Raw genomic sequence first — 17853 nt, 5'->3', positions numbered from 1 at the left:
TCCTCGGATTGGCGGTATTGTATACCTTTTTATTGTATTGGTTGATAAAAATGCTGGTTAATAAAAATGTTGATTGATAAAAATGCTTGGTTATTCGCTGGTTACGCGGTACATTTCTTGGATACTGGTTAAACCTTGCAACACTTTCATAATCCCTGAACGGCGTAAATCACGAAAACCTTGGGTTAAAGCAACATCTTTAATTTGAATGGCGTTACCATCTTCCATAATAATCCGTGAAATTTCTGGGGTGATTTTTAATACTTCATATACACCAACACGTCCTTTATAGCCCTCGCGACACTCAGAACAGCCTATGGGTTCATAAATCACATTTTCAGGATTATCCAAATCTTCTTCGGTAAAACCAATTTCAAGCAAACTTTGACGCGGAACTTCTGTTGGCTTTTTGCAAACTTTACACAAGCGTCGTGCCAAACGTTGGGCGATTACCAAGTTTACCGAGGTGGCAATGTTAAACGATGCCACGCCCATATTACGCAAACGCGTCAAGGTTTCAGGTGCAGAGTTGGTATGCAGGGTTGACAATACCATGTGGCCTGTTTGGGCGGCTTTAATTGCAATTTCAGCAGTCTCAAGATCACGAATCTCACCAACCATAACAATATCAGGGTCTTGACGTAAGAAGGCTTTTAACGCACTGGCAAACGTTAAGCCCACTTTGTTATTGACGTTAACTTGATTAATCCCCTCAAGGTTAATCTCAACTGGATCCTCGGCGGTAGAAATGTTGGTTTCTACGGTGTTTAAAATGTTTAAACCTGTATACAATGAAACGGTTTTACCAGAACCTGTAGGCCCTGTAATTAATAACATGCCTTGTGGTTTGTCAAGGGCTTCCATAAATAATTTTTTTTGGTCAGGTTCATAACCGAGTGCATCAATTCCAAGCATGGCCGATGATGGATCTAAAATACGCAATACCAGTTTTTCACCAAATAAAGTTGGACATGAGTTAACACGAAAGTCAATTGCACGTTCTTTAGAGATTTTTAGTTTGATACGGCCATCTTGTGGGACGCGGCGTTCTGAAATATCCATTTGTGAAATAACTTTAAGGCGGGCGGCAATTTTACTGGACAATTGCATCGGCGGATTGGCAATTTTTTGTAATACGCCATCAACGCGAAAACGCACTCGATACACTTTTTCATACGGTTCAAAGTGTAAATCCGATGCACCCATGCTAATTGCTTTAATCAGCATGCTATTGACAAATTTTACCACAGGGGCGTCTTCTGTGCCATCAAGCGTGGTTTCGCCACTGTCATCACTGGATTTGTCATCATCACCAAAATCTGTATCAAAATCACCAAAATTGCTCAATGTTGATGCCGAAAACATCTTTTCAATCATGGATTTGATTTTGTTGTGTTCTGCAACAACCGTTTCCACCATAAGACGCGTGCTAAATTTTAACGCATCCAGTGCATCAATGTGTGTCGGATCACTCATTGCAACAAACAGACGATTGCCTCGCTGTAAAATTGGCAAAACATTAAATTCGCGGATAACTTTTTCTTCAACCGCATTTTTAGGAATGTAGTCAGGATTGAGAGCGTCCAAATCAATGAGTGGATCGCCGAACTCGCGAGCAATTAATAAAGCCACGCGATCGGCACTTGCCACTTTAGATTCTACCAAATAGGCAATCAGATTTTTCTTTTCTTGTTGCGACTCGGTAATCGCTTTTTGCATGGCGGCTTCGCTGACGATATTTTCTTGTACCAATCGCAACGCAATACCGCCAAAATTCGGCAATGCAGACATAAACTTTCCACTTAAAATTTTGCTAAATAACTAATTTTACTAAAATAACTATTTTACTAAAATAACTACCGTAACAGTTTACCGCAAATTTACAAAAACACAACAGCTATTTTAACAAAACCCACTAAATTTTTATGCTTGAGATATCACGATAAAATCTATCATGATAACATTCATGATAGCATAGTGGTTTTATTTATTTTAACATAATAATAACCAAATTTACTATGTAGAAACATTAAAAATTTGTTAAAAACACACATTGATTGGCAAAACACAGGGCAAAATCTTGTCCATTTTTTTGCAAAACTGAAGCAAAACCACGCTCCCACGCAGGGATTTTTAACGCTTGGCAGATTTTTTTAAACCGTTCATGATGGGATTTGCCTAAGCGTTGAAAAGATTCACCCGGATTAATATTTCTGGACTGATAAGGGTCTGTGGCGTGATTTGAGTTGTGCCAAAATAACGGCAGGTTTTGGGCTAAAACCGCCAAATAGTTGGCATCTAATCGATACAGGGTTTGTTGATAACGCCGAATTTGAATGCCTTGCCATGCAATGATGGTTTGTTGTTCGCTATTTTTTGTCAAAATAAGTTGATAAATTTGTTCAATGATGTGTTGATTTGGAGCAAAGGGCTTTTTTGCTTTTACCCAATAATGCAATAGCTGAAAAATGCGAGCTTGGCTAAGTTTTTGTAAGTTGTCAATATTTAAGCATTGTTGTTGCATGGTCCAACTGTTTGTTGTTTGGCAAAAAGCCAAATCTTGTTGGTAAATTTCTTGCAAAATTTGTTCGCTTTTGGCCAAATTTTGACAAGTGCGAGCAATATTTTGGCTAACTTTATGAAAGCGTAAGTTTAATATGGGAAAAACTTCATGACGCAGCCAGGCACGTTGATTGTTGGTATTGTCAAAATCTTCGGTGTGGCAAGGTTGGTATTGGTTGGTTGGATCGTCCACATAAGGAATTTGGTGTAAGGCAACAAATTCGCTAATCGTATCACGACTGATTGACAGTAGTGGTCGCCATAGATGTAACGGTTTGGCAAAAGCGTGTTGTGTGCTAAACGTTGACATTCCAAGCAATCCTGTTATCCCTGTTCCTTGACAAAAGTTTGCCAATACAGTCTCGGCTTGATCGTAGGCATGATGGCCAGTTGCGATGATCGCACCGGGCGATGTCAATTGGCAAAAAGCCTGATAGCGAGCATCTCTTGCATTTTGTTCATTGACATGGCTGGGATTTTGCCATATTAAGCGTTTGGTTTGGCAAGGGATTTGGTGCAATTGACAAAATTGTTCTACTTTTGTTTGCCAATCGTCATTGACTGCTTGTAACTGGTGGTTGATGTGAATGACTTTTATGGGCAGTTTTAAGAGATGACAGGCATACAGTAAGCACATAGAATCGCGGCCACCACTGCAAGCGATGTAAATTGACTGGTTGGGTGAAAAATTAGACAAAATGTGTTTATGATAACTTTGCCAAATGGTGTGTAAAATTGGGTGCATGACTTAACTTAAAATTGTATGGTTTTAACGATTTTAACAAAATGATTTGAACAAAACGATTTAACAAAAAACGATTTAACAAAATAAGGGCGTGATTGTGTTAAAATAAGCGTTTAATTATGCCTGATTAATTGGAGCTGTGGAAAATTCATGTTAACCGCCGAAAAAATTGTAGAAAAAAACCATGCAGAAACCAAACTTTTACCGAGTTTTTTTGAAGATTTTGCCAAAAAAATCACCGTTTATCAAGATGATGATATTTGGGTGGTGGATAAACCGCACGGCCTATTGAGTGTAGATGGGCGTGAATTAAAGGTAAGTTTGCAATCGCGTTTGTTAAAAGTTGAACCAAATTTAAAACTCATTCACCGTTTGGATATGGATACGTCAGGGCTGATTATTTTTGCCAAGAATACCAAAGCCCAAACGCACATTTCTAAGCAGTTTATTGAACGCTTGCCTCAAAAACAATATCAAGCTTTGGTATTTGGTACATTGCCACAAACTGGCGAGGTAGATGTGCCCGTGCGTTATGAACCCAGCACCAAACCGCGTCATATCGTTGATATGAACTGGCATAAACATGCGTTGACTAAATTTGAAAGTTTGCATCATGAATTACGCCAAGATTTGCCGATCACGCGTGTGGCTTTATATCCAATTACAGGCAGAAGTCATCAATTGCGCGTGCATATGTTACATTTGGGGCATGTTATGCTGGGCGATCCAATTTATGCAAACGGCCGTGCATTGGCATTGTCATCACGGTTGTGTTTGCACGCCCATAAATTACGCTTAAAACATCCAAATTCTGACATTTGGATGGATTGGCAGAGCACTGTGCCGTTTTAATTTTAACAATCTGATTTTTAACCAAATTCAATCTTTTTGGCAAATTTAAGCCAAATAAAAAATCTAAGCCAAAAAAGATTGGCTAACGGAGTTTTTGTTTGGCAGTTTACCGAATAAGTTTGTAAATTTGCTAATAAGTTTGCTAAATTAAGGTTGGGTTACCACCACGTTTTGATCGGTATTGATGTAAATTTCTGAAGGACCGTCAACCACAAGGCGAACTTCATTGCTATTGTGGGCTTTTTTTGATTTGTAGTAAGCATCTTGAGCAGGGGTGCAACCTAAGCAACGATCCAAGGCTTGGAAAGGTTCATCAATTAACACGCGTTTGGACGCTGCAACATCACCTGTAAAAAAAGTAAAAGGCAGGCTTGCTACAAATGTAACAACACCGCCAGCTACAGTTGCCAATTGTAATGGTTTGCCAGCAACCGTATCGGCAATCATTGAGCCGTAAGTTGGGCCAAAGTTGCTTTCGTCAATTTCAATCGATGCAAAACTTGGGTTAACGCATGCCACGCTTAATACAGCAACCGTCGCCAATTTACGCAATGCTTTCATGATAAACTCCTAAAGTTTGGGTGAAATGGACAAAAATCACCCATCAATGAATGAATTAAAATTTATTGCTACATTACAACAATTTTTACACAATTTAGCAAGTAAAATTATCTATTTTTTAACATTTTTTAGATTGAGTGGTTTATTTTGAGCTAAGTTTTATACAATGTTTGGCAGTGGTTGGCAATTTGGACAAAAATTACTGGCACGTTGGGCGATTTTTACGCTTTCAATCGGTGTTTGGCAAATTGGACAAGGCTTGTCTTTGTGGCTATACACGTTTAAAGTTTGTTGAAAATAACCTGCTTTTTCTGCGCCGACACTAAAATCTTTTAAGGTTGAACCGCCTTTTTCAATGGCAGTTTGTAAAATTTTGCGAATCTGTCTTACCAAATCGGACAATTGTTGATAACTTAACAAATTGGCAGGGGTTAAAGGGTGGATTTTACATAAAAATAAACTTTCTGTTGCATAAATATTGCCTACACCGACGACAATTGCTTGTTCCATAATCACCGCTTTAATCGGTCGCTTCATTGCTTGTTTGCGTTCGTGAATGGTTTTGTATAGATAAACGGCGGTAAAATCATGACTAAGTGGTTCCACGCCCAAATGATTTAGGAGTTTATCGGCAAATTCATCATGCCACAATACCGCACCAAACCGCCGCGGATCGTGATAATGCAATTGAGTTGTTGCTTTATTGTCGCTAAATTCAAGAAGCAAATGATCATGTTTACGAACTTGAAAACCATGCGAATGTTGCTGTAAACTGCCTGACATACCCAAGTGAATGATTAATTTTTTCTCAATGACTTGATCGGTAAACGTTAAGATTAAATATTTGGCACGGCGTTCAACACATTTTAATTCAAAATTTAATAAATCTGATAAATCATCGGGCATTTGCCAACGTAATTTTGGCTGAAAAATGCAAATATTGGTAATTTTTTGTCCGATTAACGGTGTTAAACTTGTAACTGTGGTTTGTACTTCTGGTAGCTCTGGCATTGTTGATACTGTCCTGCTTGGTTTTAGTTATCTGGGTTTTATGTTATCTGGCTTAAGTATTTTTTGGTGGGTTGGTAATGACGCGTCTGGCTAAAATAATGCCATGCTGTTGTTCTAGTTTTGCCAATAGTTTGGACAGTTGTCCAAGTCCTGTAACTTCTATCGTGAAGTTAAGCCTTGCAATATCGTCGACATCACTTAGGGTATCCACGCGGCGAATGTTGGCATTTTCTTGATCTATGATAAAGGTTAAATCGCGTAACAATCCGCGTCGATCGTAGGCTTCAAGGTAAATTTGTACCAATTGTGATTTGCCTTTATTGCCATACCATACGGCACTAATTGCTCGTTCGGGTTCTTTTTGGATAAGGCGTTCGTATTCTGGGCAGTTCATATGATGAATGCTTACACCGTGTAAATGGGTGATAAATCCTGCGATTGGTTCGTTTTGTACAGGGCTACAGCAACCGGCCAATCTGATGTCAATATTATCCAATCCGTCCACTTTGATTTTATAGGCATCCAATTTGCCTGTGGCTTTTGGGTGAATGCTTGGCACAAGTTCGGTTTCTACCACATCGGGTTCAAGGTCAAGATGATGGGTAATTTGGGTGGTTAAATCCGCCAAATCCACATTGCCATTTACCAGGCCAACCAAAATATCATCGGCATTACGCACGTTAAAAAATTTCACATAATCATGTAAATCAATGCTATTTGGGTGAACCGATAGCCGCGATAAGGCTTTATTTAGAATGTGTTTGCCTGTTTCAATGTTTTTATCACGATCTTGTTTGTTAAACCATTGGCGTAATTTTGATCGAGCCCTTGCTGTATTGATATAACCAAGCGATGCCACAAGCCAATCACGGTTAGGTTCGCGTGATTGTTTGGTGATAATCTCAACTTGTTCGCCTGTTTTTGGCTGATACGTGAGAGGTACATAGCGTTGATTAACGCGAGCGGCTTGAGCACGGTTGCCAACTTGAGTATGCACATAATAGGCAAAATCCAACACGGTTGATCCTTTTGGCAATTCAATGATCTCACCGTCTTTACTAAACACATAAATCCGTTCAAACTCACTAAAATCCAAATTGGTTTCATCGTCTGAATGTTGTGGGGTTTTTGTGGTTTCGTTTTTGGTGCTTGAAGGATTGAAGTTATTGTCTTTTGTGTTGCTGTCTTTTGTATGGTCTTGGTTTAACAAAATTTGGCGTAAAGAACTGATTTTTTTGGTTAAATAATCGTCCGGTTTGTTTTTTGTGCCCTCTTTATAATTGACATGCGAACACACACCCAACTCAGCTTCATAGTGCATATCAAAAGTGCGAATTTGGACTTCCAATGATTTGTTTTCTGCGATCACCGCTGTGTGTAAAGAGCGATAACCATTAGGTTTTGGATTGGTGATGTAATCATCAAACTGTTCAGGAATATGTCGCCACAATCCATGCACAAGCCCCATGACATGATAACACTCGGCGGTGCTATTGACCAAAACGCGCAAGGCTCGAATATCATACAACTGATCAAACGACAATGATTTTAGCTTCATTTTACGATAAATGGAATAAATGTGTTTGACGCGTCCTGAAATTTCACCTTGAATGCCATTTTTTGCCAAGGCTTGTTGCAATTGATCGGAGACATTTTGGATATAGCTTTCACGTTCGCTGCGTTTTTCGTTTAGCAATTTGGCAATTTCTTTATAGCGATCAGGAGCAAGATAACGAAAGGATAAATCTTCCAATTCCCATTTTAATTGAGCAATGCCTAAACGGTGGGCGAGTGGTGCATAAATCGTCATCACCTCGCGGGCGACGCGTTGTTGGCGTTCGGGTGTTGCAAAGGATAGTTCACGCATAGCAAAGGTACGTTCTGCCAATTTTATGAGCACCACACGCACATCATTGGTAACTGAAATTAGCATGTTATAAATGCCAGCCAAACGCCCTTTTTGGTTGTTGTTAAAATGATCTTCTAAGCGTTTATTATTTTCAATTAAGTCTGACAAACGCCCCATTTTTAAAGTTTCTTGTACCAAATCTGCCACTTCATTGCCAAATTCAGCACGCACTTGTTTTTCGCTTAACACATCTTTACGCACGGTTCGGTATAACATTGCCGATACTAGGGCATCTTCATCTTGATACAGATATGCCAAAATATCCGCCATGCCAACACCGGTTAAAAACGCATTGGAGCGTTTTGAGGGCGTGGACAAATCTTGAGTTTTTAGCAATTCGCAGGCTTTGTTAAGTTTTGGTAGGGCTGGTTGATTGGCTCTTTTTGCCATTGATTTTAACCATGCATCTGTGTCTATTGTATGTTCATCAATGATTTTACTGGCTGAATCGGAAATAATGGGCAAATCGGTATGATTAAAATGGCGCTGTGCAGTAATGCTTGCAAGCATGCTTGCACTGTCATCATGTTGGATATCCAAACCGTCTAACAACGGCAAACTTTCACGAATTTTTACCATTTTTTACTCCAAATTTTACACACAACAAAAATAACAAAAACCTGCTAAGACCATGGTATAATAGTAATATTTTTTGACAAATTAAACCATATTAAACCCTAACAACCAAATTTTAACCTTAACTGTTAATCCTTAAATCCTTTAACCCTAAGTTATTTAAGTAAAGGCAACTTAGATGCTTTTGTTGTGTGCCAAGACTTCCAAATATAATTTTTTTGATTCTGTTAAGGCGGTTTTTTGGTTGCAAATACAACTTTGCAAATACAACTTTAAGTGATGATAAATAAAACGTTGTTGGTTGTATTTGGTTTATATTGCAATTTTTAGCAATTTTATCAGTAACAAGATGTCTTTAGTATAGGTTATTTTTATGAAATTACCACTATTTTTTGTTAAAAAAAGCCAATATTGTTTGACACTGGTTTTGGGGTGTTTTTTGTTGACAGGTTGCGATAAAATCAAAGATCTGATCCAAACCAAGCCATCTATACCGACCTATACCGCCACCCAAATTGCCAAATTTATGCCCAATCGCAATCAAGACAAACAAGCATGGGCAACGGACATTGAGGCAATTTTTAACACGCTGGATATTGAACGCAATGCCAATAATGTCTGTTCGGTGATTGCAGTGATTGACCAAGAGTCCAATTTTCAAGCCGATCCGCCTGTAAAAAATCTGGGTAAAACCAGTCTTAACGCCTTAAACGAAAAATTAGATGAAAAATTAGGCAAAAATCTTGCCTTGTTTTTTAGAAATATGCTAAAACAACAACCAAGTGTAGACAATAGTTTTGAAAAACAAATTTTGGCGGTAAAAACCGAGCAACAGTTGGATAAAATCTATCATCAGATGTTTCAATATTTTAGCGAAAAATATTATGCTGGCACAATTACACAGTTTAGTAAACTTGTTGGTAGTGATATTGTTGAAAAACTTGACCCAATTACCACGCTTGGTAGTATGCAGGTGCATATCAATTACGCACGCGATAATCGGCGTGATAAAGGCGATAATCAGAGTTTGCGTCAAGATTTGTACAGTCAATACGGCGGATTGTATTATGGCATTCACCGTTTGATGCACTATAAAGCCGATTATCAAAATCCGCTGTATCGTTTTGCAGATTATAACGCAGGCATGTATTCCAGTCGCAATGCAGGTTTTCAAAAAATGCTTAGCGAGTTAAGCCAGCACAACCTTGATTTTGACGGTGATTTGTTGATTTACAAAAGTGGCGCAAATATTAGCAACGCACTAAGCCAAAGCGAAAAAGCCTTGCAGGCTATGGCAGAGCAAGGGTTTTTACAACTTACGCCACGCCAAATTCGCAATGATTTAACGAAAGAAAAATCACAAAAATTTGCCGATACCGAAATTTATCACACCATTGGCAGTTTATACAAAATGAAAACAGGCAAAGATCCGATTGGTGAAATGATGCCAGAGGTTGTGATTTCTGGGGTGAAACTTAGCAAAGACTACAACACCAAATGGTATGCAAACAATGTTAAACGCCGTTATCAAGCCTGTCTAAAACGTATTGAAACAAACACCTAAAACCGCCAACTGCTTGTTTGTGGCAAGCGTTTGTGATGAGAAGATAAAAAAACAAAAAAAACAGTTGACAACCAAATGGGGCTGCTATAAAATACGCACCACTTAGCAATGATGTTAAAAAGATGTTAAAGTTATAAAACGTTAAAGTTATAAAACAACATTAAGCGTTAAACACATCAAAAAATTCGGGGCGTAGCTCAGCTTGGTAGAGCACCTGGTTTGGGACCAGGGGGTCGTAGGTTCGAATCCTGTCGCCCCGACCATTTATTTAAGCAGCTGTTTTGGCTAACTTAGATAAATACAAGCCTTAAAAAGGCTTTTTTTATTGTTGGTTTTTTGCTAAAATTGCACCACTAGAGCGCCTGTAGCTCAGTTGGATAGAGCATCTGCCTTCTAAGCAGGTGGTCACAGGTTCGAATCCTGTCAGGCGCGCCATTGCGTGTCAAACCTATTATGGTGGGTGTAGCTCAGTTGGTAGAGCCCTGGATTGTGATTCCAGTTGTCGCGGGTTCAAGTCCCGTCACTCACCCCATATTCTAAAATTCCTATATTCTACAACGCTACAAAATTCTACAAAGCTACAAAATAGCCAGGCTACAAAAATCCTTTAATGATCGTTAAAATGGTTGCTAAAGGGTTTTTTATTTGGTTTGAATATTTTATACCTTGAATATTTTAGGCACTGGATAAAATTTTGCCATATTTTTCATAAAAACGTGCTATAATAAGACGTTTTTTTAACATAAAATCAATAAAGTTAACCATAAGTAGTTAACCATCGCAATGAACCATAGCTTGGGTGATGTATGAATCAACTTAATCGTGCCAAACAAACATGGGTTGTGGCAAACTGGAAAATGAATCCTGTAGCTTCAACACAAGTTACAGCCTTAATGCAAGCATTGCACCAAAATTTGCCTAAAAAAACCAATCACACGCATGTGGTGCTTGCTCCAAGTTTTCTGCATTTAAATCAAGTGATTGATTTTGTTAATAATTCTGAATTACCGATTGTGGTTTCTGCTCAAAACGTCTGTGCCAATCATGCTGAAACAGGAGCGTTTACAGGGGAGATTTCTGCGTTGATGTTAAAAGACTTAGGGGTAAAAACTGTTATTATTGGGCATTCAGAACGCCGTCAGTATTATGGTGAAACTGATGATGTGCTGATGCAAAAACTGAATTGTGCACTACAGGCGGATTTACAAGTGATTTTTTGCATTGGTGAAAGCCTTGAACAATATCATGCCAAACAAACACTTGATGTGCTAAAACAACAATTACAAAGTTTGGCTGTGGTTAATTTGCCACCAAATGATGCAGGGTTGCCAAAAATTTTAGTGGCTTATGAGCCGATTTGGGCGATTGGCACAGGCTTAACGCCAACCATAGATGAAATTACACAAGTGCATGATTTTATTGATAAAACTTTAACAGAGTTGGGATTGAATATGCCGATTTTATACGGCGGTAGTGTCAATGATAAAAATGCCGATGATTTGGCAAAAATACCCTTGGTAAGCGGTGTGTTGGTCGGTGGAGCATCGTTAAAGGCACAGAGTTTTTGTCAAATTGTTGATGCGTTTTAAGTTGGCTAATAAATTTGTTTGCAAGTATTTAGTTTGAGAGCATTATGTATTCAATTATTTTAACCATTCATATTGTTGTTGCGATTGTGATGATTGGCTTGATTTTAATCCAACATGGCAAAGGAGCGGATGCTGGGGCTTCGTTTGGAGCAGGAGCATCAGGTACGGTGTTTGGAGCATCAGGTTCAGCAAATTTTTTAACCAGAAGTACGGCGGTGCTAACGGCGATTTTTTTTGTTACGAGCATTACGCTTGCTGTGTTTGCCAAACAACAAGCGATTGATAACCACACACTTGATGTCAGTGGTTTACCGACAACCACAGCACCTGCTCATACCGCACCTACAAAATAAACCTACAAAATTATAAATTTAAGTCTTGCTATTTTGATAAGTTATGCTAGAATATCCTAATTTTGCGAACGTGGTGGAATTGGTAGACACGCTATCTTGAGGGGGTAGTGCTTCACGGCGTGAGGGTTCAAGTCCCTCCGTTCGCACCAACAATAGTCAACAACAATAATCAACAATAATATCAACAATAATTTGGTATTGTCTTACCCAGATTGTCTTACCATTTCATAACCAATCAAACTTCATCAATCACGCTTACAAATTCACCTTTTACCATGTGTGGGCCAATAAATTCGGTGATTTTTACATTGACAAATTTACCGAGCAATGCGTCAGAGCCAATGAATACCACGGAACGCGTATTTTCTGCCGTAGCATGTAAATAGCCTGTCATGCGATCTGATTTTTCTTCTACAAGCACAGAGACAATTGTGCCAATCATTGCACGCGTTTTTGCAAAAGTGCTGTCTAAAATAACCTGCTGAAAGGTGGCAAGGCGCTCTTTTTTGGTTGCCAAATCTACATTGTCAACCAAATCAGAAGCAGGCGTGCCAGGGCGTTTAGAATAGATAAAACTGTATGAATGATCAAAGTCTAAATCTTTGGCTAATTGTAGCGTGTCATTAAAATCTTCATCGGTTTCGTTTGGAAAGCCTATGATAAAATCGCTTGACAATAAAATATCAGGACGCACAGAGCGTAACTTATTGATTTGGTTGATATAAATATCAATGGTGTGGTTGCGTTTCATTGCCTGCAAAATGCGATTTGAACCACTTTGTACAGGCAGATGTAGGTGGTTGACAAGTTTTGGAATTTTGGCATAGGCATCAATAATATCATCGGTAAATTCTAGCGGATGACTGGTGGTAAAGCGGATGCGGTCAATGCCATCAACGTGTGATACATAGTGCAATAACTCACTAAAGCGACAAATTGTGCCATCTGCTTTTTCGCCTCGATAGCCATTGACATTTTGCCCCAACAGATTAATTTCGCGCACCCCTTGCTCGGCCAAAGTGTCAATCTCAGCAAGCACATCATCAAGCGGACGAGAAATTTCTTCGCCACGCGTATACGGCACAACGCAAAATGAGCAATATTTTGAACAGCCCTCCATAATGGACACAAATGCTTTAAAGCCTTGGACTTTTGGTTCTGGCAAAAAGTCAAACTTTTCAATGCTTGGAAATGACACATCGACCACGCCGATGCGGTTTTTAGGTTTTACCTTGCTTTGGGATTGAGATTTTTCGTACAATTCAGGTAGGCGGTGCAGAGTCTGAGGGCCAAATACCATGTCAACATAAGGGGCACGTGCTTGGATATTATCACCTTCTTGTGATGCCACACAGCCACCGACACCAATGATCAATTCAGGGTTTTTTTCTTTTAATTTTCGCCATCGGCCTAATTGGCTAAATACCTTTTCTTGGGCTTTTTCGCGGATAGAACAGGTGTTCATAATCAAAACATCTGCTTCGTCAATATTATCGGTAACAATCATGCCATGACTATCACCCAATACATCGGCCATTTTTTCGGAGTCGTAAACGTTCATTTGGCAACCTTGAGTTTCAATGAACACTTTTTTGGTTTTTGGTTGCGTACTTTTCACATTATCAATGTTGCTTGTTGTAAAATTGTTTTTTGCAAGATTGTTTTTTGTAACATTGGATTGGACGGTTTTTGGATCAAAAACAGCGACGGTCATGAGCTTACCTATTGATTGTAAATTTTGATTGTAAATTTTACCTAACCTAATATTATAACAAATTTATATATCATTGTCATTATGCTATACTTAAAATGGATCATCGTGTTTTATCACAAATTGTTTTATTATTAATTTTTTATTATTAATTGTTTTATCAGAATAAAGTTTTTACTAACGAAAGGTTGTATTATGCAAGTTATTTGTCTTATTGCCCCAACGGCCAGTGGCAAAACCGCCTTGGCTTATGAGTTGTATGATACAGGGCGATATCATCTTATTTCGGTTGACAGTGCCTTAATTTACCGCGATATGAACATAGGCACGGCAAAACCCACTCAAGATGAACTTGCCAAATACCCACATGATTTGGTCAATATTATTAATCCTGACGAAACATACAGTGTTGCACAATTTGTTAATGATGTACAAAAAAGCATTGAATTTGCCCATAAAAATGGTAAAATTCCGCTGCTTGTTGGCGGTACGATGATGTATTACATGGCAATTTTAGATGGCATTGCCGATATTCCTGCTACATTGTCCGAAACCAGAAAAATCGTGCAAACCATGATTGCCAATCAAGGCATTGAACAAGTGCATGCGTTTTTGGCGCAGCATGATCCGGTGTTGGCAAATAAATTTTTTCCAACCGACACACAGAGGATTGGACGAGCGGTGGAGGTTTTTTTACAAACGGGCAAGCCGTTAAGCCAGTGGCAACAGCAACCCAACATTGCTTTGGCGGACAATCCTAACCAACAGTGGTCGATTTATTGTGTCATGCCTGATCGTGCGTGGCTGCACGATAAAATTGCCCTGCGCCTTGATATGATGTGGCGGCAGGGGTTTTTACAAGAGGTGATTGCTTTACAAGAAAATTACCAATTACACGCCGATATGCCTTCTATGCGATGCGTGGGCTATCGTCAAGCGTGGGATTTTTTACAAAAAATTGCAAAAAACCCCAATGAAAACACAATTCATGCTAGACAAGCCATGCAAAATCAGGCATTATATGCAACAAGACAGTTAGCAAAACGCCAATATACATGGATGCGAAAATTATTAAACACAAAAAAACTGCATGAACAGCATAATTTACAACAATTTTTTAGCGTAAATGAAATTACAAAACTGTTATAAACGTTATAAATTTTTTTATTTTCGCTACAATATAAATTCGCTACAATATAAACAGCTAAAGTTCAATTTTTTTTCTTTATTTACAATAACAAATATTTACAGTAAAAAATATTGTTACAATAACAAATTTTGCAGAAACTTGACAAAATTTCGGAGAACTCACTATGTCAAAAGGCCAAACCTTACAAGATCCTTTTTTGAATTCTTTGCGCAAAGATCGCATTCCTGTTTCGATTTTTTTGGTAAATGGCATAAAATTACAAGGTCATATTGAATCTTTTGATCAATACGTTGTTTTGTTAAAAAATACCGTTAGCCAAATGGTTTATAAACACGCCATTTCAACGGTTGTCCCTGTTCGAAACCCTCGCACCACAGGTGAAATGCCTCCAAGCAGCATGGGTTTTGAACGCCCCACAGGTTTTGAATCGCCACAATATGGCGGTGTATCGCGTGGTGGTTTTGGCACGGTTACCAGTCGCACACCAAGTTTTGCCAACAATCGCAGTGAACGTGGTTTTGGTGGTTTTGATAGCAATGCCAATGGTTTTGATAATGGTTTTGACAAAGAGCAACGCAGTTTTGGCAATGTGGGTTTTGATCGCAGTGGTTTTGGTGAACGTGGTTTTGAAACGAGCGGATTTGATGTTCAAAAATCAAACGAATTTGAAAGCGATGAGCAAGATTTTGACAATGATGATGAAAAAAGTTGATGATAAAACCAACAGTTAAACCAAGTTTTTTAACCAATGTTTGAAGATAAAGTTAATAAAAAGAACTGGGCTTAGGCTCGGTTTTTTATTTGTTTTTCTTTTTTGGTATTTTTCTAATAACGATGTTTTTAATAAAACGTCATAAAAAACCTTAGTTAAGTATTTCTACATAAAAATTTTAACAAATTTTGACAAATAAACTACTGAATAACTTGTTAAGTTAAGCTATGATAAAAATTTATTTTCGCTATTTTTGCTAAAACCATGCAAAATCAACCAAAAATAGCCCTAAAAATAGGTGCATCATGAATCAAACCACCCAAACAACCCCCAAAGCCATTGACTATTTAACATACGCCAAAGAAGCGATCGAAACCGAACGCCACGCCTTGCAAGTGCTGATAGAGGAGCTTGATGATAGGTTTGTTACTGCTTGCGAGTTGTTGGAAAATTGCCAAGGAAGAGTGGTGGTTACGGGTATGGGCAAATCAGGACATATCGGCCGCAAAATTGCCGCTACGTTTGCATCTACAGGTACGCCGTCATTTTTTATGCACCCTGCAGAAGGAGGGCATGGTGATTTGGGTATGTTGGTGAAGGGCGATGTGTTGGTGGCAATTTCTAATTCAGGGCAATCGGACGAGATTCGCACTTTATTGCCTGTTGTAGAAAAACTTAATATTCCACTGATTAGTATTAGTCGTACTAAACAAGGTATTTTGCCACAATCTGCCACAGTTGCTTTAACCTTGGGTAAGTCTAACGAAGCCTGTCCGCTTGGACTTGCTCCAACTTCCAGTACCACTGCAACACTGGCGTTGGGCGATGCCTTGGCGGTAGCCTTGGTGCATAGCAAAAATTTTACCTTAGATGATTTTGCCTTGTCGCACCCTGCAGGGGCATTGGGGAAACGTTTGTTAACGCGTGTTAGTGATATGATGCACGCTAAAGATCTGCCGATAATTGCTAAAAATGTAACTTTAAAACAGGCTTTGTTTAGCATGACTGGCGGACGGCTTGGTATTACTGTGATTGTCAATGAACAAAATCAAGTGGTGGGCGTGTTTACCGATGGGGATTTGCGCCGAGCATTGGCAAAAAATATTACGCTGACAACTGGAATTGCTAAGATTATGACCAAAAATCCAAAACACATTGATCCAAGTCTGCGCGCATCTGATGCACTCACCCAAATGAACGAACAAAAAGTGAATCAGTTGTTGGTGTTAAATCAAGACAAAACCTTGGCAGGGATTATTGGTTTGCACGATTTATTACAAGCTGGGTTAAAGTAGATTTTATTAAGTATAACTAAATTTTATTGTAACTAAATTTTATAAAAATTGGAAAAAAAGATGCAAAGTTTATTAAAAAAAGCCAGAAATATCAAGATGTTGGTGTTAGATGTGGACGGTGTATTGTCTAATGGACAGATTATTTATGATGCCAATGGCGTAGAAACCAAAACTTTTAATGTGCAAGATGGTTTTGGTATGAAGCGTTTGCAAGAATTTGGTATTAAAATTGCGATTATTACAGGGCGAAACAGCCAAATTGTTGCCAATCGTGCCAAAGAACTGGGGGTTGATTTTTTGGTGCAAGGACGTGAAGATAAAATCGTTGCCTTAAGCGAGTTGTTAGAAAATCTAAACATTGGCTTGACAGAATGTGCCTATATGGGCGATGATTTGCCTGATATTAAAGCCTTGCAAGCGGTGGGTTTTGCTGCAACCGTACCAAATGCACACAGTGAGGTGATTAAACGTGTGGATATGATAACCACGCGTAACGGTGGCGAAGGGGCGGTGCGAGAGGTGTGTGATATTATTTTAAAAGCCACGGATAATTATGATAAAATGTTGGCAAAATACGCAGATTAATGTTTTTAAGTGGTTTAATGACAACTAAAATTTGTGAAAAAGGCAAACTATGTCCACTAAAACGTTGCTGATTTTGGGGTTAATGTGCATTGCGATTGCAGGGTATTTTTACCAAAGCAGCGACAGTTCACTTGCCACTTTGGAGCTTAAAGCGTCTGATATTGATTATGAAGCTGGCAAAATTGAAGCGGTGCAAACCGATGCCACAGGGGCGGTTAGTTATCGCATGACGGCAGATGGCGTTACTCATTATCAAAATACGCGTTTTGCTGTATTGGATAAACCTACAATCACCCTTTATAACCAAGCAAATAAAACAGCTAAGATCACCGCAGGGCAAGCGACTTTAGATGAAGTGCAACAAATTGTTCGGCTAACAAATCGTGTGATGGTGGTTAATTGGCAAAATCCATCAAACAGCTCGAACCCATCATCACAGCCTATTTGGTTTACGACCGAACAAATGTTGGGTAATTTAAAAACCAAGCAAGTGATGAGTGATCACAAAGTACAAGTCAACCAAGCTGGCAATGTTTTTAATGCTCAAAAAATGTTTGGTAATATTGCGACAGGAGAGTATCAATTTGACAAGGTTGAAATGACTTTTTTGCCTAATCAAAACAATTAAACCAATATGAAAAAATATCAAAATTTTAACAACAGGCGTTGGGTTTTATG

Annotated in this window: 15 protein-coding genes and 4 tRNA genes; 13 read left to right on the top strand and 6 right to left on the bottom strand. The window is 38.7% G+C overall.

Features of this window, described 5'->3' with window-relative positions; all coding sequences use genetic code 11:
* Positions 1-90 precede the first annotated feature (90 nt).
* Together pilB and tilS are read right to left on the bottom strand one after the other, a co-directional pair.
* Positions 91-1791 carry a type IV-A pilus assembly ATPase PilB gene (gene pilB, locus MOMA_RS00645; protein ID WP_040624749.1) on the bottom strand — a complete coding sequence of 567 codons (1701 nt, stop codon included), beginning with the start codon at positions 1789-1791 and terminating at the stop codon, positions 91-93.
* Between the two features lie 238 nt (positions 1792-2029).
* The gene (tilS, locus tag MOMA_RS00640) at positions 2030-3307 is read right to left on the bottom strand and encodes a tRNA lysidine(34) synthetase TilS (RefSeq protein ID WP_009501251.1); all 1278 of its coding nucleotides are present in this window, start codon (positions 3305-3307) and stop codon (positions 2030-2032) included.
* Positions 3308-3457: 150 nt separating this feature from the next.
* On the opposite strand from tilS, the gene MOMA_RS00635 reads away from it, so the two are divergent.
* Positions 3458-4159: an RluA family pseudouridine synthase gene (locus tag MOMA_RS00635; protein WP_009501250.1), complete on the top strand. Its 702-nt coding sequence runs from the start codon at positions 3458-3460 to the stop codon at positions 4157-4159.
* 147 nt (positions 4160-4306) lie between these two features.
* Here MOMA_RS00635 and MOMA_RS00630 read toward each other — a convergent pair whose 3' ends face one another.
* The 3 genes from MOMA_RS00630 to MOMA_RS00620 form a co-directional block, all read right to left on the bottom strand.
* Positions 4307-4720 carry a hypothetical protein gene (locus tag MOMA_RS00630; RefSeq protein ID WP_009501249.1) on the bottom strand — a complete coding sequence of 138 codons (414 nt, stop codon included), beginning with the start codon at positions 4718-4720 and terminating at the stop codon, positions 4307-4309.
* A gap of 159 nt (positions 4721-4879) precedes the next feature.
* The gene (mutM, locus tag MOMA_RS00625) at positions 4880-5731 is read right to left on the bottom strand and encodes a bifunctional DNA-formamidopyrimidine glycosylase/DNA-(apurinic or apyrimidinic site) lyase (protein WP_009501248.1); all 852 of its coding nucleotides are present in this window, start codon (positions 5729-5731) and stop codon (positions 4880-4882) included.
* A gap of 52 nt (positions 5732-5783) precedes the next feature.
* Complete coding sequence (locus tag MOMA_RS00620; protein ID WP_319795816.1) at positions 5784-8150, bottom strand: RelA/SpoT family protein; 2367 nt, start codon at positions 8148-8150, stop codon at positions 5784-5786.
* A gap of 439 nt (positions 8151-8589) precedes the next feature.
* Here MOMA_RS00620 and MOMA_RS00615 point away from each other — a divergent pair, with 439 nt between their 5' ends.
* The 7 genes from MOMA_RS00615 (at position 8590) to MOMA_RS00585 (ending at position 11871) form a co-directional block, all read left to right on the top strand.
* Positions 8590-9780, top strand: coding sequence for a DUF1615 family protein (locus MOMA_RS00615; RefSeq protein ID WP_009501246.1), 1191 nt, complete (start codon positions 8590-8592; stop codon positions 9778-9780).
* Between the two features lie 186 nt (positions 9781-9966).
* Positions 9967-10043 (top strand) — tRNA-Pro (locus tag MOMA_RS00610).
* Positions 10044-10138: 95 nt separating this feature from the next.
* Positions 10139-10215 (top strand) — tRNA-Arg (locus tag MOMA_RS00605).
* A 21-nt stretch (positions 10216-10236) separates the two neighbouring features.
* Positions 10237-10312 (top strand) — tRNA-His (locus tag MOMA_RS00600).
* A 274-nt stretch (positions 10313-10586) separates the two neighbouring features.
* Positions 10587-11369 carry a triose-phosphate isomerase gene (gene tpiA / locus MOMA_RS00595; RefSeq protein WP_009501245.1) on the top strand — a complete coding sequence of 261 codons (783 nt, stop codon included), beginning with the start codon at positions 10587-10589 and terminating at the stop codon, positions 11367-11369.
* A gap of 44 nt (positions 11370-11413) precedes the next feature.
* Positions 11414-11722 carry a preprotein translocase subunit SecG gene (secG, locus tag MOMA_RS00590; RefSeq protein ID WP_009501244.1) on the top strand — a complete coding sequence of 103 codons (309 nt, stop codon included), beginning with the start codon at positions 11414-11416 and terminating at the stop codon, positions 11720-11722.
* A gap of 64 nt (positions 11723-11786) precedes the next feature.
* A tRNA-Leu gene (locus MOMA_RS00585) sits at positions 11787-11871 on the top strand.
* An 86-nt stretch (positions 11872-11957) separates the two neighbouring features.
* On the opposite strand, the gene miaB is transcribed toward MOMA_RS00585, so the two are convergent.
* Positions 11958-13436, bottom strand: a complete 1479-nt coding sequence (gene miaB / locus MOMA_RS00580; RefSeq protein ID WP_009501243.1) for a tRNA (N6-isopentenyl adenosine(37)-C2)-methylthiotransferase MiaB — start codon at positions 13434-13436, stop codon at positions 11958-11960.
* 192 nt (positions 13437-13628) lie between these two features.
* On the opposite strand from miaB, the gene miaA reads away from it, so the two are divergent.
* From miaA to lptC, 5 genes are all read left to right on the top strand, one after another.
* Entirely contained in the window at positions 13629-14582 is a 954-nt protein-coding gene (gene miaA / locus MOMA_RS00575; protein WP_009501242.1) for a tRNA (adenosine(37)-N6)-dimethylallyltransferase MiaA, read from the top strand.
* Between the two features lie 164 nt (positions 14583-14746).
* Complete coding sequence (hfq, locus tag MOMA_RS00570; protein WP_009501241.1) at positions 14747-15295, top strand: RNA chaperone Hfq; 549 nt, start codon at positions 14747-14749, stop codon at positions 15293-15295.
* 305 nt (positions 15296-15600) lie between these two features.
* Positions 15601-16590, top strand: coding sequence for a KpsF/GutQ family sugar-phosphate isomerase (locus MOMA_RS00565; protein WP_009501240.1), 990 nt, complete (start codon positions 15601-15603; stop codon positions 16588-16590).
* A gap of 60 nt (positions 16591-16650) precedes the next feature.
* Positions 16651-17175, top strand: a complete 525-nt coding sequence (locus MOMA_RS00560; protein WP_009501239.1) for a KdsC family phosphatase — start codon at positions 16651-16653, stop codon at positions 17173-17175.
* Between the two features lie 49 nt (positions 17176-17224).
* Positions 17225-17803 carry an LPS export ABC transporter periplasmic protein LptC gene (gene lptC, locus MOMA_RS00555; protein ID WP_009501238.1) on the top strand — a complete coding sequence of 193 codons (579 nt, stop codon included), beginning with the start codon at positions 17225-17227 and terminating at the stop codon, positions 17801-17803.
* The last annotated feature ends 50 nt before the right edge of the window (positions 17804-17853 follow it).

Source organism: Moraxella macacae 0408225 (assembly GCF_000320365.1).
Taxonomy (GTDB): domain Bacteria; phylum Pseudomonadota; class Gammaproteobacteria; order Pseudomonadales; family Moraxellaceae; genus Faucicola; species Faucicola macacae.
The sequence above is the reverse complement of the archived record's forward strand: the minus strand, read 5'-3'. Positions and strand labels throughout refer to the sequence as shown.

Bases quoted from the DNA above. Each gene is read 5' to 3' on its own strand.
- miaA (WP_009501242.1), top strand. From the start codon at position 13,629: ATGCAAGTTATTTGTCTTATTGCCCCAACGGCCAGTGGCAAAACCGCC.
- mutM (WP_009501248.1), bottom strand. From the start codon at position 5,731: ATGCCAGAGCTACCAGAAGTACAAACCACAGTTACAAGTTTAACACCG.
- hfq (WP_009501241.1), top strand. From the start codon at position 14,747: ATGTCAAAAGGCCAAACCTTACAAGATCCTTTTTTGAATTCTTTGCGC.
- MOMA_RS00635 (WP_009501250.1), top strand. From the start codon at position 3,458: ATGTTAACCGCCGAAAAAATTGTAGAAAAAAACCATGCAGAAACCAAA.
- tpiA (WP_009501245.1), top strand. From the start codon at position 10,587: ATGAATCAACTTAATCGTGCCAAACAAACATGGGTTGTGGCAAACTGG.
- MOMA_RS00630 (WP_009501249.1), bottom strand. From the start codon at position 4,720: ATGAAAGCATTGCGTAAATTGGCGACGGTTGCTGTATTAAGCGTGGCA.
- MOMA_RS00565 (WP_009501240.1), top strand. From the start codon at position 15,601: ATGAATCAAACCACCCAAACAACCCCCAAAGCCATTGACTATTTAACA.
- MOMA_RS00615 (WP_009501246.1), top strand. From the start codon at position 8,590: ATGAAATTACCACTATTTTTTGTTAAAAAAAGCCAATATTGTTTGACA.
- pilB (WP_040624749.1), bottom strand. From the start codon at position 1,791: ATGTCTGCATTGCCGAATTTTGGCGGTATTGCGTTGCGATTGGTACAA.
- MOMA_RS00560 (WP_009501239.1), top strand. From the start codon at position 16,651: ATGCAAAGTTTATTAAAAAAAGCCAGAAATATCAAGATGTTGGTGTTA.
- secG (WP_009501244.1), top strand. From the start codon at position 11,414: ATGTATTCAATTATTTTAACCATTCATATTGTTGTTGCGATTGTGATG.
- lptC (WP_009501238.1), top strand. From the start codon at position 17,225: ATGTCCACTAAAACGTTGCTGATTTTGGGGTTAATGTGCATTGCGATT.
- MOMA_RS00620 (WP_319795816.1), bottom strand. From the start codon at position 8,150: ATGCTTGCAAGCATTACTGCACAGCGCCATTTTAATCATACCGATTTG.
- miaB (WP_009501243.1), bottom strand. From the start codon at position 13,436: ATGACCGTCGCTGTTTTTGATCCAAAAACCGTCCAATCCAATGTTACA.
- tilS (WP_009501251.1), bottom strand. From the start codon at position 3,307: ATGCACCCAATTTTACACACCATTTGGCAAAGTTATCATAAACACATT.